25 protein-coding genes and 1 tRNA gene are annotated in these 21,657 nt (G+C 69.1%); 11 read left to right on the top strand and 15 right to left on the bottom strand.

The genetic code is table 11. The features are described from left to right. Positions 1-65 precede the first annotated feature (65 nt). Entirely contained in the window at positions 66-779 is a 714-nt protein-coding gene (locus RR1_RS18445; protein ID WP_010837024.1) for a hypothetical protein, read from the top strand. Positions 780-818: 39 nt separating this feature from the next. Here RR1_RS18445 and dmpG read toward each other — a convergent pair whose 3' ends face one another. From dmpG to RR1_RS18430, 3 genes are read right to left on the bottom strand one after another with little or no spacing between them, the layout of a single operon-like run. Then, positions 819-1,847 (bottom strand): 4-hydroxy-2-oxovalerate aldolase, encoded by a 1,029-nt coding sequence (gene dmpG / locus RR1_RS18440; RefSeq protein WP_010837023.1) that lies wholly within the window; start codon positions 1,845-1,847, stop codon positions 819-821. Continuing rightward, complete coding sequence (locus RR1_RS18435) at positions 1,844-2,785, bottom strand: acetaldehyde dehydrogenase (acetylating) (protein WP_010837022.1); 942 nt, start codon at positions 2,783-2,785, stop codon at positions 1,844-1,846. Before RR1_RS18435 ends, dmpG begins: the two co-directional genes overlap by 4 nt. Beyond that, on the bottom strand, positions 2,782-3,603 hold the full coding sequence (locus RR1_RS18430; protein ID WP_010837021.1) for a 2-keto-4-pentenoate hydratase: 822 nt from the start codon (positions 3,601-3,603) through the stop codon (positions 2,782-2,784). Before RR1_RS18430 ends, RR1_RS18435 begins: the two co-directional genes overlap by 4 nt. 68 nt (positions 3,604-3,671) lie before the next feature. On the opposite strand from RR1_RS18430, the gene RR1_RS18425 reads away from it, so the two are divergent. Further along, positions 3,672-4,472, top strand: coding sequence for an IclR family transcriptional regulator (locus RR1_RS18425; protein WP_010837020.1), 801 nt, complete (start codon positions 3,672-3,674; stop codon positions 4,470-4,472). A 9-nt stretch (positions 4,473-4,481) separates the two neighbouring features. Here RR1_RS18425 and RR1_RS18420 read toward each other — a convergent pair whose 3' ends face one another. After that, positions 4,482-4,949 carry a GatB/YqeY domain-containing protein gene (locus tag RR1_RS18420; RefSeq protein ID WP_010837019.1) on the bottom strand — a complete coding sequence of 156 codons (468 nt, stop codon included), beginning with the start codon at positions 4,947-4,949 and terminating at the stop codon, positions 4,482-4,484. Between the two features lie 67 nt (positions 4,950-5,016). Between RR1_RS18420 and RR1_RS18415 the strand changes: the two genes are divergently transcribed. From RR1_RS18415 to RR1_RS18395, 5 genes are all read left to right on the top strand, one after another. Next, the gene (locus tag RR1_RS18415) at positions 5,017-6,033 is read left to right on the top strand and encodes a metallophosphoesterase (RefSeq protein ID WP_010837018.1); all 1,017 of its coding nucleotides are present in this window, start codon (positions 5,017-5,019) and stop codon (positions 6,031-6,033) included. Between the two features lie 66 nt (positions 6,034-6,099). Beyond that, positions 6,100-6,173 (top strand) — tRNA-Pro (locus RR1_RS18410). Positions 6,174-6,323: 150 nt separating this feature from the next. Then, positions 6,324-6,542: a hypothetical protein gene (locus tag RR1_RS18405; protein WP_010837017.1), complete on the top strand. Its 219-nt coding sequence runs from the start codon at positions 6,324-6,326 to the stop codon at positions 6,540-6,542. Then, positions 6,542-7,195, top strand: a complete 654-nt coding sequence (locus RR1_RS18400) for an alpha/beta fold hydrolase (RefSeq protein ID WP_010837016.1) — start codon at positions 6,542-6,544, stop codon at positions 7,193-7,195. Before RR1_RS18405 ends, RR1_RS18400 begins: the two co-directional genes overlap by 1 nt. Positions 7,196-7,255: 60 nt before the next feature. Further along, entirely contained in the window at positions 7,256-8,584 is a 1,329-nt protein-coding gene (locus RR1_RS18395; protein WP_010837015.1) for an HNH endonuclease signature motif containing protein, read from the top strand. Between the two features lie 122 nt (positions 8,585-8,706). Here RR1_RS18395 and RR1_RS18390 read toward each other — a convergent pair whose 3' ends face one another. Then, positions 8,707-8,946 carry a DUF6480 family protein gene (locus tag RR1_RS18390; RefSeq protein ID WP_040772330.1) on the bottom strand — a complete coding sequence of 80 codons (240 nt, stop codon included), beginning with the start codon at positions 8,944-8,946 and terminating at the stop codon, positions 8,707-8,709. 185 nt (positions 8,947-9,131) lie between these two features. On the opposite strand from RR1_RS18390, the gene RR1_RS18385 reads away from it, so the two are divergent. Together RR1_RS18385 and mbp1 are read left to right on the top strand one after the other, a co-directional pair. Continuing rightward, positions 9,132-9,935 (top strand): sigma-70 family RNA polymerase sigma factor, encoded by an 804-nt coding sequence (locus RR1_RS18385; RefSeq protein ID WP_143153921.1) that lies wholly within the window; start codon positions 9,132-9,134, stop codon positions 9,933-9,935. Positions 9,936-10,037: 102 nt separating this feature from the next. Further along, positions 10,038-10,280 carry a microaggregate-binding protein 1 gene (gene mbp1, locus RR1_RS18380; RefSeq protein WP_010837011.1) on the top strand — a complete coding sequence of 81 codons (243 nt, stop codon included), beginning with the start codon at positions 10,038-10,040 and terminating at the stop codon, positions 10,278-10,280. A 115-nt stretch (positions 10,281-10,395) separates the two neighbouring features. Here the strand turns inward: mbp1 and RR1_RS18375 are convergent, their stop codons facing one another. The 6 genes from RR1_RS18375 to RR1_RS18350 form a co-directional block, all read right to left on the bottom strand. After that, a complete protein-coding gene (locus RR1_RS18375) occupies positions 10,396-11,244 on the bottom strand; it encodes an SDR family oxidoreductase (protein ID WP_010837010.1) in 849 nt (282 codons plus the stop codon). Then, a complete protein-coding gene (locus RR1_RS18370; RefSeq protein WP_010837009.1) occupies positions 11,222-12,022 on the bottom strand; it encodes a metal-dependent hydrolase in 801 nt (266 codons plus the stop codon). Before RR1_RS18370 ends, RR1_RS18375 begins: the two co-directional genes overlap by 23 nt. 104 nt (positions 12,023-12,126) lie before the next feature. Further along, positions 12,127-13,116, bottom strand: a complete 990-nt coding sequence (locus tag RR1_RS18365; protein WP_040772325.1) for an LLM class F420-dependent oxidoreductase — start codon at positions 13,114-13,116, stop codon at positions 12,127-12,129. Continuing rightward, positions 13,116-13,802 (bottom strand): HAD family hydrolase, encoded by a 687-nt coding sequence (locus RR1_RS18360; RefSeq protein WP_040772324.1) that lies wholly within the window; start codon positions 13,800-13,802, stop codon positions 13,116-13,118. The genes RR1_RS18365 and RR1_RS18360 overlap by 1 nt, the downstream gene beginning before the upstream one ends. A gap of 38 nt (positions 13,803-13,840) precedes the next feature. Next, on the bottom strand, positions 13,841-14,422 hold the full coding sequence (locus RR1_RS18355; RefSeq protein WP_010837006.1) for a TIGR03086 family metal-binding protein: 582 nt from the start codon (positions 14,420-14,422) through the stop codon (positions 13,841-13,843). Positions 14,423-14,451: 29 nt separating this feature from the next. Continuing rightward, positions 14,452-15,297: a TetR/AcrR family transcriptional regulator gene (locus RR1_RS18350; protein WP_010837005.1), complete on the bottom strand. Its 846-nt coding sequence runs from the start codon at positions 15,295-15,297 to the stop codon at positions 14,452-14,454. 59 nt (positions 15,298-15,356) lie between these two features. Here RR1_RS18350 and RR1_RS18345 point away from each other — a divergent pair, with 59 nt between their 5' ends. Both RR1_RS18345 and RR1_RS18340 read left to right on the top strand, forming a co-directional pair. Beyond that, positions 15,357-16,367 (top strand): ABC transporter ATP-binding protein, encoded by a 1,011-nt coding sequence (locus tag RR1_RS18345; RefSeq protein WP_010837004.1) that lies wholly within the window; start codon positions 15,357-15,359, stop codon positions 16,365-16,367. After that, a complete protein-coding gene (locus RR1_RS18340) occupies positions 16,364-17,191 on the top strand; it encodes an ABC transporter permease (protein WP_040772323.1) in 828 nt (275 codons plus the stop codon). Before RR1_RS18345 ends, RR1_RS18340 begins: the two co-directional genes overlap by 4 nt. Before the next feature lie 72 nt (positions 17,192-17,263). Here RR1_RS18340 and RR1_RS18335 read toward each other — a convergent pair whose 3' ends face one another. From RR1_RS18335 to RR1_RS18320, 4 genes are all read right to left on the bottom strand, one after another. After that, positions 17,264-17,737 (bottom strand): Dps family protein, encoded by a 474-nt coding sequence (locus RR1_RS18335; protein WP_010837002.1) that lies wholly within the window; start codon positions 17,735-17,737, stop codon positions 17,264-17,266. A 144-nt stretch (positions 17,738-17,881) separates the two neighbouring features. Then, on the bottom strand, positions 17,882-19,339 hold the full coding sequence (locus RR1_RS18330; RefSeq protein WP_010837001.1) for a catalase: 1,458 nt from the start codon (positions 19,337-19,339) through the stop codon (positions 17,882-17,884). Positions 19,340-19,395: 56 nt separating this feature from the next. Beyond that, positions 19,396-19,845, bottom strand: coding sequence for a Fur family transcriptional regulator (locus RR1_RS18325; RefSeq protein ID WP_040772322.1), 450 nt, complete (start codon positions 19,843-19,845; stop codon positions 19,396-19,398). 266 nt (positions 19,846-20,111) lie between these two features. Next, entirely contained in the window at positions 20,112-21,632 is a 1,521-nt protein-coding gene (locus tag RR1_RS18320; RefSeq protein WP_010836999.1) for a flavin-containing monooxygenase, read from the bottom strand. Between the last annotated feature and the right edge of the window lie 25 nt (positions 21,633-21,657).

Genomic DNA, 21,657 nt, shown 5'->3' with positions numbered 1-21,657 from the left:
GATCCGGGGTCTTCGTCGACGATGCTACAGCACGCCGACCCCTGAGGTCGCAGACCGGAGTACGGATGCCGAAGCGATCCGCCGTCGTGGCGCAAAGCCTGCAGACGCTGCTGACGCGTGAACGACTCGCTCCGTACGTCTCCGTAGCGGGGGGCGATCTCGACCTCGCACTGGATCTCTACGAATGGAACGGTCGAGTGGGCGCCGCAGTGTTCGAAGACTTCGGCTATCTCGAGGTCCTCCTCCGCAACGCCTGCGACGAGCGACTTCGGGAATGGAATCGCCGACAGGACACGACCATCCCGTGGTATCTCCATTCAGTCTTCGGTCCTGCATCTCGACTGGACATCGACAAGGCACGTCATCGTGCCGTCCGAGGCGGCCGACCCGAACTCCCGGGCCGAGTGGTCGCCGAGTTGATGTTCGGATTCTGGCGATTCCTCCACGCCAGGTCGTACGAGGCGAGTCTGTGGACACCGTGCTTGCGGCTGGCGTATCCGCATCTGCAGCCCCAACGACGCCGCACGGTGTACGCGCGGCTCGATCGACTCAACACGCTCCGCAACCGAATCGCCCACCACGAGCCGATTCATCGGGCCGACGTCGGGGGCACCGGCAAGACCATCGCCGAACTCCACGGCGAACTGACCGAGGTGATCGAGTGGATCGATCCGGCGGTCGCCGGCTGGGTCCGCAGCCGAAGCGCCGTGCCGGGGCTTCTTCACGCACGTCCCCTCTGGGTAAGCGCCGACACGCCGAAGCCCCGTCGACCCTTGTAGCGGGTTGACGGGGCTTCGCGAGATCCGTGAGGCCCGGTGTCAGACTGCGGCACCTTCACGTTCGGCGACCATCGTGAGCGCGATGTCGACGATCATGTCCTCCTGGCCGCCGACGAGACGGCGGCGACCGGCTTCGAGGAGCAACGTGCGGACGTCGATGCCGTAGCGCTCCGACGCGGCCTCGGCGTGACGCAGGAAGCTGGAGTACACGCCCGCGTAGCCGAGGGTGAGCGTCTCGCGGTCGACGCGCACGGGCCGGTCCTGCAGCGGGCGGACGATGTCGTCGGCGGCGTCCTGCAGCGCGAACAGGTCGCTGCCGTGCTCCCAGCCGTTGAGGTCGGCGACGGCGACGAAGGCCTCGATCGGGCAGTTGCCGGCACCGGCACCGTGGCCCGCGAGCGATGCGTCGACACGGAAGACACCGTTCTCGACGGCGACGACGGAGTTCGCGACCGACAGCGACAGGTTCTCGTGCGCGTGGATGCCGACCTCCGTCGCGGGATCGAGGACGTCGCGGTAGGCACGCACGCGCTCGGCGACACCCTCCATCGTGAGCCGGCCGCCCGAGTCGGTGACGTACACGCAGTGCGCACCGTACGACTCCATGAGCTTCGCCTGCTTCGCGAGCTCCTCGGCGGGCGCCATGTGGCTCATCATGAGGAAGCCCGAGACGTCCATGCCGATCTCGCGCGCCGTCTCGATGTGCTGCGCCGAGACGTCGGCCTCGGTGCAGTGCGTCGCGACGCGAACCGAGCGGACGCCGAGGTCGTAGGCGTGGCGCAGTTCGCGGACGGTGCCGACGCCGGGGAGCAGCAGTGTCGTCAGCCGTGCCCGCTCGAGGACGTCGGCGGCGGCCTCGATCCACTCCCAGTCGGTGTTCGAGCCGGGGCCGTAGTTGATGGAACCGCCTGCGAGACCGTCGCCGTGCGCGACCTCGATCGCGTCGACGCCGGCGGCGTCGAGCGCCGAGACGATGCGGCGCACGTCGGTCGGCGAGATGCGGTGACGGACGGCGTGCATGCCGTCGCGAAGCGTGACGTCCTGGACGAAGATGCGGCGTGCACTCATCGGAGTGCTCCCTTCTGCTGCGCGATCCGCTCGGCGATCTGCAGGCCCGCGGAGGTCATGATGTCGAGATTGCCCGCGTAGGCGGGGAGGTAGTGGGCAGCGCCCTCGACCTCGAGGAATACCGACACCTGGTGGGTCGGCCGGGTGCCGCCGTCGAGCAGCGTCTCGACGGGCTGATCGGCCGGGATCTCGGCGATCTGCACCTGCTGCTTGAGCCGGTAGCCCGGGACGTACGCGGAGACGTCGCCGACCATCTTCTCGACGGAGCGGCGGATCTCGTCGTGCGTCGACGGATCGGGCGCGTCGACGAGGCAGAACACCGTGTCGCGCATGACGAGCGGGGGCTCGGCGGGGTTGAGGATGATGACGGCCTTGCCGCGTCGGGCGCCGCCGACCGACACGATCGCCTCGGACGTCGTCTCGGTGAACTCGTCGATGTTCGCGCGGGTGCCGGGGCCGGCCGACTTCGACGCGATGGACGCGACGATCTCGGCGTAGGCGACGGGTGCGACGCGCGAGACGGCCGCGACCATGGGGATCGTCGCCTGGCCACCGCAGGTCACCATGTTGACGTTGGGCGCGTCGAGGTGGTCTTCACCGTTGACGGCGGGCACGACGTACGGCCCGATCGCGGCGGGCGTCAGGTCGATCATGCGCTTGCCGAGCGGGGCGAGCCGATCGTTGTTCGCGATGTGCGCCTTCGCGGACGTCGCGTCGAACACGATCTCGATCTCGTCGAAGTTCGGGAGCGCGACGAGCCCGTCGACACCCTCGTGGGTGGTCGGGACGCCGAGCCGCGCCGCGCGGGCGAGCCCGTCGGATTCGGGGTCGATGCCGACCATCGCACCCATCTCGAGGTGCTCCGAGTTGCGGAGTACCTTGATCATCAGGTCGGTGCCGATGTTGCCCGAGCCGATGATCGCAACCTTCACACTCATTCGGTTCCTCCGGTGAAACTCGTGGTGATGGTGTCGAATCCGGTGATGTCGACGCTGACCTTCTGCCCCGCCGCGACGGACGCCATCGGCCCGAGCGCACCCGACAGGATCACCTGTCCGGCCTGGAGCGGGTTGCCCAGTTCGCGGGCGGTGCGGGCGAGCCACACGAGCGCGGCGATCGGGTCGCCGAGGCACGCACTGCCGAGTCCGGTCGACACCTCGGTGCCGTCGACGGACATCGTCATGCGAACGTCGCGGGGCTCGACCTCGTCGAGCGTGCGGCGCTGCGTGCCGAGGACGTACAGGCCCGAGGACGCGTTGTCGGCGACGGTGTCGCCGAAGCGGATGTCCCAGTCGGCGATGCGGCTGTCGCACACCTCGATGGCGGCGACGGAGTAGTCGATCGCGGCGCGCACCTGGTCGGTGTCGAGGTCGCCCTCGGCGAGGTCGGCGCCGAGGACGAACGCGATCTCGGCCTCGACCTTCGGCTGCAGCAGCCGCGACATCGGGAGCGGGGTTTCCTCGTCGTAGGCCATGTCGTCGAAGAGGACACCGAGGTCGGGCTGATCGACGCCGAGCTGGGTCTGGACGGCCTCGGACGTCAGACCGATCTTGCGCCCGACGACGCGCGCTCCTGCTTCTGCGCGGGCGGCGTTGACGCGGCTCTGCACCGCGTAGGCGGCCGACAGGTCGGTCGCGCCGATGAGGTCACGCACCGGCGGGCAGGCGGTACGGGTGGCAGCGGCGGTGACGAGGCGATCCGCAGCGGCGGCGATGTCGCTCTCGGCCACCGCGAGAGGCTGGGTGGGCTGACTCATGCCCCCACTGTGCAGGCACGATTCGGAACGCAACAGGGCTCTGTCTCACTGAGCGATACGCTCGAACCATGTCGATCGATCGGGCCGGTACGACGGCGGAGCCCGCGACGGGACGCGACACCGTCCTGGGCAAGGCCGTCGCGATTCTGCGCGCCTTCCAGCCCGACGACCGCATCCTTCCGCTGTCCGAGCTCGTGCGGCGCACCGGCCTGCACAAGGCGACGGCGCACCGGCTCGCGGGCGCGCTCGTCGAGAACCGCCTGCTCGACCGCGCCGACGGCGGGTACCGGCTCGCGCGAGGACTGTTCGAACTGGGGATGCTCGCGTCCGTCGAGCGGAGCCTGCTCGAACTCGCGATGCCGTTTCTGCAGGATCTCTACGAGCGCACCCACGAGACCGTCCATCTCGGTGTGCGCGAGGGTCGCGACGTCGTCTACGTCGCGAAGATCGGTGGGCACCGCCAGGCGGAGTCGCCGTCGCGGACGGGTGGCCGGATCCCGTTGCACTGTTCCGCCATCGGCAAAGCACTGCTCGCTCACAGCGATCCGGAGACGCGCCACGCCGTGCTGTCGGGCCCGCTGGTACGCCGGACGCCGCACACGATCATCGCGCCGGGCCTGCTGCAGCGTCACCTCGACGGCATCGTCGAGTCCGGGGTCGCGTTCGAGCGCGAGGAGTCGGCGCCGGGCATCGCGTGCTGCGCCGTCCCGGTGTTCGGTGGCGACGGCGAGCCGCTCGCCGCGATCAGCGTCACGGGCCCGACGTCGCGCTTCCGCCCGGAGAAGGCCGTCGCGATCGTGCGCGCGGCCGCGCAGGGCGTGGGAACGGTCCTCGTCCGGCGCGAGGAGTTGCAGTTCCCCACGCCGTGACGTGCGGCGTCAGAGGCGGTCCTTGACCGCCTTCGCGACGCGCTTGCCGTCTGCCTTGCCCGCGACGACGGCGGTCGCGGCCTTCATGACCATGCCCATGTGCTTCTGGCTCGGCCGCTCCCCGATCTCCTCCGCGACCTGCGCGATGGCGGTGTCCGCGGCCTCGCCGAGCTCGAAGTCGTCGAGCTGCTGCGGCAGGTAGTCGTCGATGATCTGGGCCTCGGCGGACTCCTGCGCCGCGAGCTCGCCACGCCCGTTCTGGGTGTAGATCTCGGCGGCCTCGCCACGCTTCTTCGACTCCCGCGTGAGCACCTTGATCACCTCGTCGTCGGTGAGCGAGCGCGCTTCCTTGCCCGAGACCGCTTCCTTCTGCACCGCCGCGAGGAGCATGCGCAGCGTCGCCGTCCGCAGCTTGTCGCGTGCTTTCATCGCGTCGGTCATGTCGCTGCGAAGCCGTGCCTCGAGGGAATCCGCCATGGGTCGAACGCTACGCGAGCGACGCTCCGTCGGGTACGCGGACCGCGAGTGTCTATATCCTGGGGAGGTGTCCGACAAGTTTCTCTCGACGTCGACCTCGCTCCGGCCCGGCTCCGGCCGTTCGCCGCGCACCACTCTGACCCGCACCGCCCTGGGCGCCGCAGGCGCCGCAGCGGCCGGTATCGGGTATGCCTCACTGATCGAGCGCAACGCGTTCGCGCTGCGTGAGGTCACGATGCCGGTGCTCGAACCCGGGGCTCCCACTCTGCGTGTGCTGCACATCAGCGATCTGCACATGCTGCCGGGACAGCGTCGCAAACAGAACTGGCTCCGCGAACTCGAGAGCCTCGATCCGGACCTGGTCGTCAACACGGGCGACAATCTGTCGCACCCGAAGGCGGTCCCCGCCGTCGTCCAGTCGCTCGGAAACCTCCTCGCCCGGCCCGGTCTGTTCGTCTTCGGTTCCAACGACTACTTCGCGCCACGCCCCAAGAACCCGCTCAAGTATTTCCGCACCGAGCACAAGCGGACGCACGGTGCGCCGCTGCCGTGGGGCGATCTGCGTGCCGCGTTCACCGAGCGCGGTTGGCTCGACGTCACGCACGTGCGCCGCGAACTCGAGGTCGCAGGCGTGCGTATCGCCGCCGGCGGCGTCGACGATCCGCATCTGAAGCGCGACCGCTACGAGACGATCGCGGGCAAGCCGAATCCGATGGCCGACCTCTCGCTCGGCGTCACGCATTCGCCCGAGCCGCGCGTGCTCGACAGGTTCGCGCAGGACGGCTACGACCTCGTGCTCGCGGGGCACACCCACGGCGGTCAGCTGTGTCTGCCGTTCTACGGCGCCCTCGTCACGAACTGCGAACTCGACCGCTCGCGCGTCAAGGGTGCGTCGGCGTGGGGCTCGCACACCAAGCTGCACGTGTCGGCGGGCATCGGGACGTCCCCGTTCGCGCCGGCGCGCTTCTGCTGCCGTCCCGAAGCGACGTTGCTGACGCTGACCGCGACCAAGCGCGACGACGCCGACAGCGACGTCGTCCGTGGCCGCCGGCGGCGCTCGCGCCGGACCGTTCTTCGGGGCTGACCAGCCGATTTCCTGGCCGCTCTCGCCGTGCTGTAAGCTGACTCAGGCTTCGCGAGAGCGAGCATCCGGGGTGTGGCGCAGCTTGGTAGCGCGCTTCGTTCGGGACGAAGAGGTCGTGGGTTCGAATCCCGCCACCCCGACCGGATACAGCGAAAAGGCACTCTTTCCTCAGGGAAAGGGTGCCTTTTCCGTATCCGAGACGAGGGAGCGGCCATGCCGGTACGCGACGATCGCATCCACCTCGACGACCGAACCCTGGAGCAGCTGACCGCGCGGTTGCGCGAGACACGGTGGCCGACGCCGCCGAGCGTCCCCGTTCGCTTCCTGTCGTCGCCCTGCACGGATGGCCGGCGACGTTCGAGCAGATGACGCGGCTCGCGGACGCGCTCGCCGGACCCGAGTACGCGACGACCGTGATCGCGCCGTCGTTACCGGGCTCGGGTTCTCCGGGATCCCCTCCGAGCCCGGGTGGGGCCCGCAGCGGATCGCACGCGCCGTCCACGAACTGATGACGCGGCATCTCGGCCACGCGCGCTATCTCGTCCGCGGGACCGACTACGGCCTGGCCGTGGCCCTCCACCTCGGCGCGACCTTCCCCCGGCACGTCGCGGGCGTCCACATCGGCGGAATCCATCTGGCCGCGCCCGCCGACGCCGACCTCCCGGCCGATCTCACCGACGACGAGCGCGCGTTCGTCGCGGCGTCCCGGCGGTGGCACGACACCGAAGGCGCATACGACGAGCTCCACGCCACCAAGCCCGAGACTCTCGCGTACGCGCTGTCCGACTCCCCGGTCGGGTTGCTCGCGTGGATCGTCGAGAAGTACCGCGCGTGGTGTGCGACGCCGGATCGGCTGTTCGACACGTTCTCCCCCGACGATCTGCTCTCGATCGCGACCGTCTACTGGGCGACGGGCACCGTCGCGTCGTCGCTGCGGCTGTACCGCGAGGATCGGCTCGGCGGCACGTGGCCGCGGTCGGTCGCGCCGGTCGCCGTCTCGCAGCCCGCACACGAGGAGTACACCGTGCCCGAATCGTGGTGGCGTCGGCTGCAACCGGTGTCGCGGCACCGGACGGTGCCGGGCGCCGCACACTTCCCGGAATGGGAGGCGCCGACGCTGCTCGCTGCCGATCTCGCGGAGTTCGCGCGGACGCTGCGGTGAGTACCCCGGCTGCGGGGCATCCGATGGTCGTTGTCGGACCCCTCGACTAGTGTCGTACCTATGTTCGAGACGGGTGGGGGCGGCTCGGGAAACGAGCTGGTAGACGTGGCGGGACTGGCCGAGTCCAAACGCGTGCTGGCGTGTGCGGAGTATCGGCAGATTCGCGTGATCGGCGGGTTTCACGCGGCGCGGGTGGCGGCGGAAGCGTCCGGGTCGGTGGGGATTCCGGGCGAGTCGGCAGCCAACGAGGTGTCACTCGCACTGGGGATGAGCGAGGGTCGGGTGTGGTTCGCGATCACGCTGTGCGAAGACCTCGATACCCGGCTTCCCCTCACGGATACCGCGTTCTCGGCAGGTGAGCTGGATCTGGCACAGGTCCGCACGATCCACCACCTGCTGCAGAACCTCTCCGACGAGAAGGCTCGCATCGTGGAAGCGGCCTTGTTCGCTCGCGGCCCGATCGACCGGCTACCACCGGCCCGGCTGAGCGGGAGGCTCCGTCGTTTGGTGGCCCGCTACGACCGCGACGGATTCGCCGAGCGCTCTGCTCGTGCGAAGCAGGAGCGGTACATCTCGGTCAAGCAGTGCGACGACGGCATGGCATTCCTCTCGGGCGAGCTCCCCTCGCTCGATGCCGCGACGATCTGGAATCGGCTGAAGGAAATGGCCATCGGCGATGTCTGCGCGGGTGACGGGCGTTCCATGCCGCAGCGTCACGCCGATGCACTCGTCGCGCTTGCGGACGGAAGCGGGCGGCTCACGTGTGGGTGTGGACGCAATGACTGCGCGACCGCCATTCCCGCCACGGGCAAGCGCGGGCCGCTCGTGCAGATCGTCGTGAGCGACGGATCAATCGGTTTCGGTGCCAGTGCCAGTGCCAGTGCCAGTGCCAGTGCCAGTGCCAGTGCCAGTAGCGGTAGTTCGGCAACGATCCCGAGCATCGGCTTTCTGCCCGGTGTCGGTCCGCTCGATCCGGAGACCGTGCGTGAGGCGATCGCGCACTCGGCGACGCAGCGGATCCACGTCAGCGCCGTCGACCCGGTCGAGCCGGCACCGGACATCGCGGCCCTGCGATACCGCATCCCGCGTGCCCTCGCGGACCGGATCCGCGCCCGTGACGGGGTGTGCCGGTTCCCGCACTGCCCGGTCCCCGCGACGTCGTGCGACATCGACCACACGACACCGTTCGACCACGCCAACCCCAGCGAGGGCGGCAGGACCGAGGAAGCGAACCTCGCCTGCCTCTGCCGACGCCACCATCGCTGGAAAACGCAGGGCCGCATGACCGTCCGGCAACTCGGCGACGGGCTGCTGCGCTGGACCATGTCCGACGGGCAGGCCTACGACACCGAACCCGACTCGCCCACCTTCTGGGCAGCAGGAGCGTGAGGGGGACGGGATTCGGAGACCGTGGCACCGTGCGACCAGTCCGGTGACCACGCTGCGACCAGTGCCACCGGCGCACGATACGTGTGCGCCGGTGATGCGGCGACGCATCTGCTACGGCGCGGTCACCTGACCAGCATCGCGACCACGATGCCGACCGCCACCACGACGAACACGATGCCGACGATCACGGCGGCCGACATCCCCGGCCACGTGCCGGGATGCTTCGCCTGGGTGTCGTGTTCGATGTCCGAACTCTGCGAGGTCTGCGACGACGCCGGTGGCGTGTCGCCCGGTGCGGTTCCTCCGCCGGGCTCGAGTCCAGGAGTGCGTTCGGGGTCCGGATCGATCGGTTCGTCGGGCATCTCCACTCCTCTCGTGTCGTGGTCCTTCATCGAGGGATACCCCGAAGCGGCTCGGGCTAGACACCGGCGGCGGCCGTGGGCCGCGTACGCTGGCAGACAGGTGCGCAAACACGCCTCCGATCGAATCGAGAACGCCGGTCGGACGCAGGTCGCCACGCGTTCGACCGCGTGAATGGAGTGTGCCGATGACCATCACACCGCACCCCGTCACGGCCGAACACCTCCGCACTGCGGACGAGAACGGCTGCGAGACACAGAATCACGACCCGGCGGCGGAGTTCGCAGCACTGCCGCCCGACGACCCGGGGCGAGCCTGCGCGCTCGCCGCCGCAGTGGACCACGCGATGCCGATCGCGCGCGCGGCCGCACGCCGATACTCCGGCCGAGGACAACCGCTCGAGGATCTGATGCAGGTCGCCTACTGCGGACTGATCGCGGCGCTCCACCGCTTCGATCCCGGGGCGGGAGCGAGCTTCAGCACCTACGGCTCCACCGTCGTGCACGGCGAGATCCGAAAGTACTTCAGGGACTGCACGTGGCCGGTGCACGTTCCGCGTTCCGCGCGGGAGATCCGCGGCAGTCTGGGCGAGGTCCGGACCGAACTGGAACATCGTCTCGGACGACCGCCCAGCAACGGCGAACTCGCGTCGCATTACGACGTGAGCCGAGCCGTGATAGCCAATGCCGAAGCGGCACAGTCTTGTTACCGAACCGAACAACTCGACCTCGTGCACGAACCGACCGCGGAGGACGGCGCGAGCGACGTCGCGCTCGATGTCCGCGCGTCGCTGCGACCGGCGATCGCGAGAATGTCGCGGCGCAGGACGCGAATCCTGCACGAGCGTTTCGTTCTCGACCGGACACAGTCGCGCATCGCCGCCGAGATCGGATGCTCGCAGGTCCAGGTCTCGCGAGAGCTTCGGCAGATCCTCGCGACGCTGCGCGACGCCCTCGTCCGGGACGGGCACCCGATCACCACCAGCTGCTGACGTCCCCTACGACCATCGACGTTCACGTACCGTCGAAGGAGCACGACCCGTCGCGGTGTCCATGAGGGAACCGCGCACCCAGCGAAACGGGAGGCGAAGTCGATGACCAACGAGAACTCCGGACCCGCCGAAGGAATCAAGGGCGTGGTCGAGGACGTCAAGGGCAAAGCGAAGGAAGCCGCCGGCGCCGTGACGGGCCGCGACGACATGACTCGCGAGGGCCAGGCTCAGCAGGACAAGGCCGAGTCCCAGCGCGAGGCCGCGCAGAAGGAAGCCGAAGCCGAGAAGGCTCGCGCGGAGGCCGGCGCCGAGGAGAAGAAGCAGCGTCTCGAACAGAACGACTGAGCGGCACCGAAGCCTGAGCGTCACCCCAGCGTTTCACGACGCGCCCACCACACCCCGCGCGGGTGAGGTGGGCGTTCGTGCGTTCAGAGACCGCGCCGTTCAGAGACCGCGCCGTTCAGAGACCGTGGCGCCGTGCGACCAACCGGGTGACGACGGTGCGCGGCAGCAGGCGCTGCAGCACGAACACCGCGGGCGCTCCGCTACCGATCGCGTACAGCTCACGCGGGGAATCGGATTCGATTGCAGCGACGATCTTCTGGGCCACCTTGCGCGGCGCGATTCCACCGCGCTCGTTGGCGTCGAGATGCTCGATCATGGTGTCGTACTCGGCCGTGTAGGGCGAGCCGTCGGCGAGGTGGTGGGTGCGGCGCGTGCCGATGCCGGTGGCGATGGCCCCCGGCTCGACGGTCGTGATCGCGACGCCGTACGGCGCGAGTTCGCGGCGCGCGGCCGTCGCGAAGCCCTTGATCGCGGCCTTCGTCGCGACGTACGACGAGCGGAACGCGAGCGGGAAACTCCCGAGCATCGACCCGATCATCACGACGCGGCCGTAGCCGCGTCGGCGCATTCCGGGGAGGACGAGTTGCGTGAGCCGGATCGCCCCGAACACGTTGAGCTGGAAGAGTCGTTCGAGGGCCGCCATCGGCAGTTCCTCGAGCGGCCCGCTCTGGCTCTCGCCCGCGTTGTTGACGAGGACGTCGACCTCACCGACCTCCTCGAAGCACTTCTCGATGCTCTCGGTCGATTCGAGATCGAGCGCGACGAAGGTGACTCCCGCGATCGACGGCGCCGTCGCGGGATTGCGGCTCGTTCCGTAGACGGTGTACCCGCGCTCGGCGAGCAGTCGGGCCACGGCGGCTCCGATGCCCGACGACGCGCCGGTGACCAGTGCTGTCCGAGAGTCGCTCACGCAGTCCTCCTCCGCCGTGGGTTCGGGGCAGTCACCGAACCGGGGTGAACGCATCGTAGATGGCCTGCGGCGCGCCGTCGACGGCCATGATCGCCAGGACGCCGACGCCGAGCGTGAGGGCCGGGCCGAGCAGCGCCTTCTCGACGGCGCCGCCCGCACGGATCGAGAGGAACTCGGGAAGCTTGATCTCCCACCATCTCTCACGATTCCACTGCACGAACGGCGCGAACAGCGGGACGCCCTCCTTGGTGATCGCGTCGCCGAGGCCGTGGACGATGCAGCCGAGCGTCACGGCGATGCCGAGTGCCGCGGACCCCTCTTGCGTCGGGTACCACTGCCACGTGAGTGCCGCGAGCGCCGCGGCCAGCAATGATACGAGGATCCAGCCCTTCTCCTTCGCGAGGTCGCCGCCGAGCCCGCGCAGCGCGAGCCCGAGCGCGAGGAACAGCGTGGTGACGATCGCGGGCTTGCCGAGGGTCGAGACGGCGTATGCGACGCCCGCGCCGAGCGCGACCGCGAACAGCAGCGTGTGGGTGAGGGTGCGGTGACCGCCGCGGCGTTTGCCGTCGCGTTTGCCCTTCGTGAGCGTGTAGTAGCCGAGCGAGATCGCGTCGACGAGGCGCGCGAGCAGGCGGCTGAGCGGGCCGAACGAGCGCGACACCGTCGACTGCGGGGTGTCGAGATCCGGGAGCAGCGCCGCGCCCGCGCACACGGCGGCGAACGTGAACGTCTCGGCGGGAGACGCAGGCGCACCCCATTCGGCGGGCAGCAGGCCGGCGACGGCGAGCCCCGCCAACGCACCCGACATCGCATGGGTGGGACCCATCACCATGAAGCGCAACACCTTTCACCCACGTCGAACTCGGTCGCGCCAAACCTAGCAACGACCTGTGACAGGAGTGACCGGTGGGACCTCCGGAACGCGAGTGCCGGAGCCTATCGGGGTGCCGCGTCCCGCAGCTTCTCGAGCAGCGGTTCCGCGATCTCGCCGAGGAACTGCTGCTGCGTCTCGCCGCCGATCTGGACGAGCGCGATGTCGGTGAATCCCGCGTCCCAGTACGGCGCGACGGCGTCGACGATGCGATCGAGATCCGGCCCGCACGGGATGGCCTCGGCGACGTCCTCGGGCCGGACGAACGCCGTCGCCCCCGCGAAGCCTGCCGTCGTCGGCAGGTCGGAGTTCACACTCCAGCCGCCCGCGAACCACCGGAACTGATCGTGCGCGCGAGCCGTCGCGGTGTCGCGGTCGGGATCCCACGAGATCGGTATCTGACCGACGCTGCGCCCGACGGGCCCGTCGCCGACGCTGGACCTGATGTCCTTCCACTGCTCGACGAGCGAGGCGTTCGGCTCGGTCGCGATGAGGTGATCGGCGATCGGCCCGAACCGGTTCACGCTCTTGTCGCCCGAGATGGCGATCCCGATCGGCACGGCGGTGTCGGGGACGTCCCAGAGCCGCGCGGAGTCGGCATCGAAGTACTCGCCACGGAAGGTGATCAGCTCACCCGTGTGCAACTCGCGGATCAGCTCGACGGCTTCGACGAGCATGTCCTGCCGCGTGTCGAGCGACGGCCAGCCCTTGCCGACGACGTGCTCGTTGAGGCTCTCCCCCGTGCCGAGCCCGAGGACGAAACGTCCGTCGGCGAGGATCTGCAGGGTAGCGGACTTCTGCGCGACGACGACGGGGTGATAGCGGATCGTCGGGCACGTGACGTACGAGTAGAGCTCGACGCGCTCGGTCGCGTGCGCGACGGCGCCGAGCACCGACCACGCGTAGGGCGAGTGTCCCTGCGCCGACAGCCACGGCGAGTAGTGGTCGCTCGACACCTCGAAGTCGAAGCCCACGCGCTCGGCCTCGATCGCGTTGGCGACCAGCTCCTTCGGGCCGTTCTGCTCGGTCATGAGGGTGTAGCCGAAGCGTGTCATCACTGCACCAACTTCCGTATCGGGGATTCGTCGAGGTGGGCGAGGAGGTCTGCGGCGTCGTCGAACACGGCGGCGGCGCCCGTCGCGACGAGTTCGTCCGCGCCGATTCCCCCGCTGAGGACTCCGATCGCGGTGACGCCTGCGCGCGTCGCCGCTCCCATGTCGTAGACGGCGTCGCCGACGAGGACTGCGTTCTCGGCGGCGACGTTCACCTGGGACAGCGCGACGGCGACGATGTCGGGTTCGGGTTTCGCGGTCTCCACCGAGGCCGACGACGTCGCCGCCGCGATCAGGTCGTCCACGTCGAGCACGCGCCGGAGCACGGCGATCTCGTCCTCGGACGCGGACGACGCGAGCACGACGGCGATGCCGCGTCCGGCGAGGTCGGCGAGCAGTTCGCGGGCACCGGGCAGCACGCGCATCCGGTCGGCGGCGTCGAGGTGGTAGCGAAGGTGGAGTTCCTTCGCGCGCTCGCGCACGTCGTCGGACTGCGACGGCAGCAGCTGCGCGAGCAGCCGGTCGCCGTCCATCCCGATGCTGCGGTGGACCCGCCATGCGTCGACGGGGTGGCCGACGTCGAAGAACGCGCGCGTCCAGGTCTCGACATGGAGGTAGTTGGAGTCGACGAGTGTCCCGTCGATGTCGAACAGGACAGCGCGGGGTGCGGCCGTGTCGGATTCGCTCACGTTCCCCACCTACCCGGTCGGTGCCGGGCGTCAAACACTCAGCTGCGGCCGGGCTCCCATCCGGGATCGCGGCCCGCGAGCCCGAGGACGCGGTCGAGACGTGGGGCGTCCGCGGCGACGGCGACGACCGGCCCGAAGATTCCGTCTCGCGGCGCGCCGGGTGCCGCCGATTCGAGGACGAAGTCGTGCACCACGTCGAGGTCGGCGGGGGCGACGGCGAACGGCGAGCCGGTGGCGACGGCAAGGTCCCAGCCGTGGAGGACGAGTTCGTCCAGTGCGACGGTCGCCGCGACGGCCGCGGGGAGGTCGACGCCGCCGACCCGGGTCGTGCCCTCCCATGCCTCGGGCGCGCGCCACGCTTCGGCGAGCGTGTCGAGCCGCTCCGGGATCACGCGGCGCCAGTCCGGGTCGAGCGCGACCTCTGACGGCGTCGGCGGCCGGTCGATCAGGTCGGACCGTGTCTTCGTGGCGGCCAGCGTGAAGGCGAGGGAGAGTCCGGCGATGTGGTCGAGCAGCCATGCGACGGACCGATCACAGGGCGTCTCGGCGTCCAGGGCTGCGTCGGACGTCCGTGCGGTGAGGGCGGAGAGGGCGGCGGTGGCGTCGCGAAGATCGTGCATACGGTTCCGACTCCGCGGCCGCCCGATTCTCATCGCTCGGGCCGCTCCATCTCCGCGAGGCACTCGTCCACCTGCGGGATCCGCGTGCCGCCGCGCGCCCGTGCGTCGTCGACGAGAAGCTGCAGCGAGTCGAGCAGGCCGCCGATCCGCAGCTGGAACGGCACGGCACTGGTGTCGAAGGCGCCGATCGCCCACAGCCGCGTCATCGACGGGAAGCGGTGCGGCTCGAACGTGTTCTCCCAGAACTCGCCGGTCGAGTTCCAGTACGTCGCGTAGTCGATGCCGTCGCGGCTGTCGGCGGCCTCTGCGAGCGACGAGCGCACGAGGCTCTGCACCATGCTGTCGACGATGCCGATCGACTCGACGACCTGCGGGCCGGTGAGTCCGGTGTCGACGAGCGCGCGGTAGCCGGCCTCCTGAAACGCGAAGATGTGGGGACCGAGCGGGAGACGCCACGCGTTGACGTCGAGCAGCCACGGGTGGCGGGTGAGCAGATCCCAGCCGCCGCGCGCGTACTGCTCGAGCGCTTCACGCCACGGGGAGTCGGGTTCGGGGGCGACGAAGTCCGCGTAGGCGGCGTCGATCATCGCGTCGACGAGTTCGGCACGCCCGGGCACGTGCGAGTACAGCGTCATGGCGCCGACACCGAGCGACTTGGCGACCGACCGCATCGAGACCGCGTCCAGTCCGTCTGCGTCGGCGATCGCGACACCGGCGTCGACGATCTGCCGCCGCGAGACTCGGGCGGGGCGGCCGCGTCTGGTCCGCGTGCGGTCGTCGTCGGTGCGCCACAGCGCCGCGAATCGCTCGCCGAGCGTCGGCGCACGCCGCTCGGTTCCGTCGTTCGTGTGGCCGTTCTCGTCGTTCTCACTCACGTCGATCTCTCCTCGAATCGCTCTTGCACCAATTTAGCGTACGGCGTACCGTTTCGATCATGACCAATCCAGTACGCCGTACGAAAACGGTCGTCCGAGCGCGCGGGCTGACCAAGACCTTCACCCGCAAGAAGCAGGTCGTCGAGGCCGTGAAGGGCGTCGACCTCGACGTCGGGGACGGTGAACTCGTCGCCTTCCTCGGACCGAACGGCGCCGGGAAGTCCACGACGATGCGCATGCTCACCTCGCTGCTGCAACCGACGTCCGGGACGGCGGAGGTCGCCGGATTCGACATCCGGTCCCACCCCGCCGAGGTGCGAGCCCGGATCGGCTACATCGGCCAGGGCAACGCGGGCGGCTTCTCGTATCGCGTCGGCGACGAGATGCTGAACCAGGGACGCTTCTATTCGATCCCCTCCGATCTGGCGCGACGACGATCCGCCGACCTGCTCGAGGCACTCGAACTCTCGGGCCTCGAGAAGCGCACGGTGGCATCGCTCTCGGGCGGTCAGCGACGGCGACTCGACGTCGCGATGGGCCTCGTCAACCACCCGCCACTGCTGTTCCTCGACGAGCCCACCACCGGACTCGACCCGCACGCCCGCGCCAACCTCTGGGGGCACGTCATGCGACTACGCGAGCAGACCGCCATGACGATGCTGCTCACCACCCACTACCTCGACGAGGCCGACGCGATGGCCGAGCGCATCGTGCTCATCGACCACGGTGAGGTCATCGCCGACGCCACGCCCGCGCAGCTCAAGCGTGACCACGCCGACGACGTCGTGACGCTCGGCCTCGATCCGGCGGGCGACACCGTCGGCGGCGTGCTCGAGCGGGCCCGATCGGCCCTCGCCGCCGAAGTGACCTCCGCCGAGGATCACGTCGGCGACGACGGCATCCCCCGACTCGTACTGAGATCGACGCACGGACCGGAACTCGTTCCGCCACTGCTGCGTTCACTCGATTCCGCCGGCGTCGTGGTGCGATCGGCGGACGTGAAGGAAGCCTCCCTCGACGACGTCTTCCTCAATCTGACCGGACGAAGCCTGCGCGAGGAGGCCGCATGAGTACCGTGACCGAGCTTTCCGACACCACAGCGTCGACGGCGCCGCCCACGAGATCGGCTGCCGCGAAGTGGGTCCACGACACCCGCGCGGTGTTCGTCCGCGAGTTCCTGCTCATCCTGCGCGATCCGTTCACGCTCATCTTCTCGTTGCTGCAGCCGCTCGTCTTCCTCGGCCTGTTCGGTCCGCTGCTCGACGGCATGATGGGCGGTGCCGACCTCGGCGGCGGCTCCGCACTGCAGTGGTTCCTGCCCGGCGTGCTGGTCATGATCGCGATCTTCGGCACCGGCATGGTGGGCGGAAACCTGCTGTACGAGTTGATGACCGGAGCCTACGAGCGGATCCTCGCGACACCGCTGTACCGCTCGTCGATTCTGGTGGGCCGAGCGCTCAAGGAGTTCGCGCCGCTCGTCGTCCAGGCACTGCTCATCACGGTCGTGGCGATTCCGTTCGGTCTCGCGTTCTATCCGCTCCACGTTCTCGTGGGACTGATGATCCTCGGCGTCTTCGGTGTCGGCCTCGGCTCGCTGTCGTACGCCCTGGGGCTCGCATCCAAGGACCGTGAGTGGGTTTTCTGGGGCGTGCAGCAGTCGGTGATCTTCCCGCTGCTGTTGCTCTCGGGCATGATGCTGCCACTCGAGGCGGGACCGGGCTGGATGCAGGCGATCTCGAAGGTCAATCCGTTGACGTACATCGTCGATGCCGAGCGCACGCTGTTCTCGGGAACGCTGTGGGATTCCACGGTCGCGTGGGGCGCCGTCGCCGCGGTCGCGACGTGCGTGATCGGCGTGTGGGTCGGAATCCGGAGGGTGAACCGGACGATCTGACGCGCGACGCCGCCACGACGACGGAAGGCCGTGCCCCGGGAGCGGGGCACGGCCTTCCGTGAGTGGGAGCGGTCAGGCGACCTGCGCCTGCCACATCCAGTGCAGCTGCTCGAGGCGAGCGGTGATCGCGATGAGGAGATCCTGGGTCACCGGATCGGCCTCTTCGGTCGAGGTGATCCGCTCGCGCAGACGCTCGACGACGGCGGCGAGATTGCCGACGATCGAGGCGATGACCTCGGTGTCGTTCGTCCAGCCTTCACCGAAGCCCTTGGCACCGGAGTCGCGGGCGACCGTGGCCGCGCGGCCGTCGGGGCTCACGCCGATCGCGGTCGCGCGCTCGGCGGCCTCGTCGGTGAACTCGCGTGCCGCGGTGACGAGTTCGTCGAGTGCGAGATGCACCGACCGGAACTGGCGACCCACGACGTTCCAGTGCGCCTGCTTCGCGATGAGCGAGAGGTCGATCAGATCGACGACGGTGGCCTGGAGGGCTTCACCTGCGATCTTCTGCTGGCCGGCGTCGAGTGTGCTGGTGATGGGATTGCTCATTGTCTACCTCGTTTCGTTCGGTCGAACGCAGCGGTGTCGGCGCGATCCCTGCCGAACCGTTCCACCTTCGACATTAGGCGAGAAACGGCCGGTCGTGGGGCGCTCACGGGGCTGCTGCGAAAGTCACAGAATTGTCCGCACGGGTCACCCGAGCCCGGCGCGCACACCCTCCTCGACACGCTTGCCCAGGTCTGCGTCGACGTTCTTCCAGTACTCGAAGACACGGGACAGGACGGGCTCGGAGACGCCGCCGAGGACGTGCCCGACGATGTTGCCGACGAGCCGCTCACGTGCGGCGTCGTCGAGGACCTCGCGAACGAGCGTGCCGGCCTGGGTGAAGTCGCCGTCCTCCGCGTGCTCGATGTAGCCCGCGCGCACCGCTTCGCCGTCGAAGTTCCACAGCCCTTCGTCGCCGGCCCGGTTCGGGTCGGCGTGCGGTCCGCCGAACGAGTTCGGTGCGTAGACCGGGGTGTCGGGCGAGTTGTAGCTGTAGCGCATCGGGCCCTCCTTGGAGTAGGAGTTCACCTGATTCTTCGGCGCGTTGACGGGCAGGTCCGCGTAGTTCGGGCCGATGCGGTAGCGGTGTGCGTCGGCGTACGAGAAGACGCGGCCCAGCAGCATCTTGTCGGGCGAGAAGCCGATTCCCGGAACGACATTCGACGGCTCGAACGAGGCCTGCTCGATCTGCGCGAAGAAGTTCTCGGGGTTGCGGTTCAGCGTCCACGTGCCCACCTCGATCAGCGGGTAGTCCTGCTGCGACCAGACCTTGGTGAGGTCGAACGGATTGAAGCGGTAGCCCTCGGCCTCGTCGAGGGGCATGACCTGGACCTTCAACGTCCAGGTCGGGTGCTCGCCCCGCTCGATCGCGTCGTAGAGATCGGCGCGGTGGTAGTCGGGGTCGCTGCCGGCGAGCGAGTCGGCCTCGTCCTGCGTGAGGAACTCGATGCCCTGGTTCGTCTTGAAGTGGTACTTGACCCAGAACCGTTCACCGGCCTCGTTCACCCACTGGTAGGTGTGCGAGCCGAAACCGTCCATGTGGCGCCACGTCTTCGGCAGGCCGCGGTCTCCCATCAGCCAGGTGACCTGGTGTGCCGACTCGGGACGCAGCGTCCAGAAGTCCCACTGCATGTTGTGATCGCGCAGGCCCGACCCCGGAAGCCGCTTCTGCGAGCGGATGAAGTCGGGGAACTTGATCGGATCCTTGATGAAGAAGACGGGCGTGTTGTTCCCGACGAGGTCGTAGTTGCCGTCCTCGGTGTAGAACTTCACCGCGAAACCTCGTGGGTCACGCCAGGTGTCGGGGCTGCCCTGTTCCCCCGCGACCGTCGAGAAGCGCACGAGCGACTCGGTACGCGCACCGGGCTGGAAGAGCTTCGCCTTCGTGTACTTGCTGACGTCGCCGGTGACGACGAGTTCGCCGAACGCACCGCCGCCCTTGGCGTGGACGACGCGCTCCGGGACCCGCTCGCGATTGAACTGGGCGAGCTTCTCGATGAGGTAGTGGTCGTGCAGCAGGATCGGTCCCTGCGTTCCCGCGGTGAGCGATTCGTCGTCGCTCGCGACGGGGATGCCGAAGTTGTTGGTGGTGAACGCGTCGGACATCGTTCCTCCTCGGAGAGGTGTGTCCCGAGGGGGGGCTGACCCTCGGGGTGTTCCGGTTACCGCTGGTGATCGGGCATGGCTTCGCTCGTGTCGCGGCAGTCGCCGCACGTGCCCCAGAAGACCACCTCCGCCTCGTCGACGGCGAAACCGTGGGCGTCGGACGGCGTCAGGCACGGGGCCGAGCCGACGACGCAGTCGACGTCGACGACGGTGCCGCACTGCCGGCACACGAGGTGGTGGTGGTTGTCGCCGGTGCGTGCCTCGTACCGCGCCGACGAACCCGCGGGTTCGATCCGGCGCAGCAGTCCCGCGCTCGTGCAGGCCCTGAGCACGTCGTAGACGGCCTGCGTCGAGACGGAGCCGAGTTCGTCGCGCACGAGGGCGGCGACGTGATCGGCGTCCGAATGCGGTTGCTTCGCAACGGCGTTCAATACTGCGACACGCGGGGCTGTCACGCGGAGTCCCGCGCTGCGCAGCTGCGCTGTGGGGTCGAGATCGTGTCGCATGGTCTCCAGTATGCCGCTTTTCTGGAACTAGTCAAGAAAACCGGAGGGGTGTTCGGCTTCTCACACCAGCCTGTCCGTTGTGCACCCGGCGGTGGGGTGAACGTGCCGCGCTCGACCGGGGACCGGACGACGAGCACCACCACGAGAGTCGACCTCCACCTCGATGCCCACCGAGAGCGGAACACGCCACCGGAAGAGCCCGGCCGGTCCCGGCCGCACGATCGCTTCCGGCTGTCGGTGATGCGGCCTCGCTCACGCCACCGGTGTCAGCCTGCGGGCGCCTCCGGGACGACGGTTTCCGGTACCCGCTCGCCCACACGGCGTATCGCGTACGCGTCGCGGTCGAAGCGTCGCAGCGCCCGCCGGAACACGAAGGTGAACGTCGGCCACTGCACGGAGTTGCGGCCCGTCGCGTCGACGTACCAGCTCGAGCAGCCGCCGGCGTTCCACACCGTCGTGCGCAGCGAACGCTGGATCGCGTCGTTGTATCCGGCTTCGGCGTCGCGGGTGACGTCGAAGTACTCGCCGTCGCCGAGCGTCGTGACGGCGTTCACCGCGTACGCGATCTGGGACTCGAGCATGTACACGATCGAGCCGTGACCGAGGTTCGTGTTCGGCCCGAACAGCAGGAACAGATTCGGGAACCCGTGCACCGTCGTGCCCTTGTAGGCAGCAGGGCTCCCCGCCCACTGCTCGGCGAGGGTGCTGCCGCTCTCGCCCCGCAGGGCGTGGGCGATGGGCGGTTCGGTCGGTGTGAAGCCCGTCGCCCACACGATGGTGTCGACGGCGTGCTCGGTTCCGGTCGCGTCCACCACGCCCGACGCGGTGAGTGCGCTCGCTCGCTCGTCGACGAGGGTGACGTCGGGGCGGTCGAGGGTGCGCCACCAGTCGTTCGACAGCAGGATGCGTTTGCAGCCGATCCGGAAGTCCGGGGTCAGCCGGCGACGCAGCTCCGGGTCGCGCACCTGACGACGCAGATGGGCCTTCGAGACCTTCTCGACGACGGGCAGCAGCGCCGTGGCGTGGGCCATGAGGCCGCCGAGGAACTCCCGGAAAGTGTAGACGGTGCCGCGAACCATCCTGTGCAGGAGCGGGACTCGGCGGTACAGCGCCTTCTCTGTCGCCGAGAAGGCGCGATCCGGGCGCGGGATCACCCACGCGGGTGTCCGCTGGAAGACCGTGACGTGCGCGGCGCGCTCGGCGATCTCGGGCACGAACTGCACGGCCGAGGCGCCCGTGCCGATCACGGCGACCCGCTTCCCGGTGAGATCGTGATCGTGGCGCCACGTCGCCGAGTGGAACGAGACGCCCGGGAAGTCCGCTGTGCCGGGAAGATCGGGGACCGACGGCGCCGACAGTGCACCCGTCGCCGCGACGAGGAACCGCGCGGACACGTCACCGAGCGACGTCGTCACCTGCCAGCGGCCGGCGACGGAATCCCATGCCGCACCGAGTACCTCGCAGCCGCCGACGATGCGATCGCGCAGGCCCGCCGTCGTCGCGAATCGTTCGAGATAGTCGAGGATCTCGGGCTGCCGGGCGAAGGTGTGGCTCCACCCCGGGTGCGGCGCGAACGAGTACGAGTAGAGCGACGTCGGTACGTCGCACGCGCATCCGGGGTAGGTGTTCGCGCGCCACGTCCCGCCCACGCCGTCGGCCTTGTCGACGACGAGCACGTCGGCGTCCGGGTCGGCGGCGAGCAGTCGCGACGCCATGCCGAGCCCGCCGAAGCCGGCACCGACGACGAGGGTGTCGACCGACCCGGGAAGCACTGTGTTCTCCGTCACGGAGCAGACTCTAGCGGTCCCGAAA

It is taken from the genome of Rhodococcus rhodnii NBRC 100604 (genome assembly GCF_001894925.1).
Taxonomy (GTDB): Bacteria; Actinomycetota; Actinomycetes; order Mycobacteriales; family Mycobacteriaceae; genus Rhodococcus_F; species Rhodococcus_F rhodnii.
Note: the sequence above shows the minus strand (reverse complement) of the source record. Positions and strands in the feature narration are given on the sequence as shown.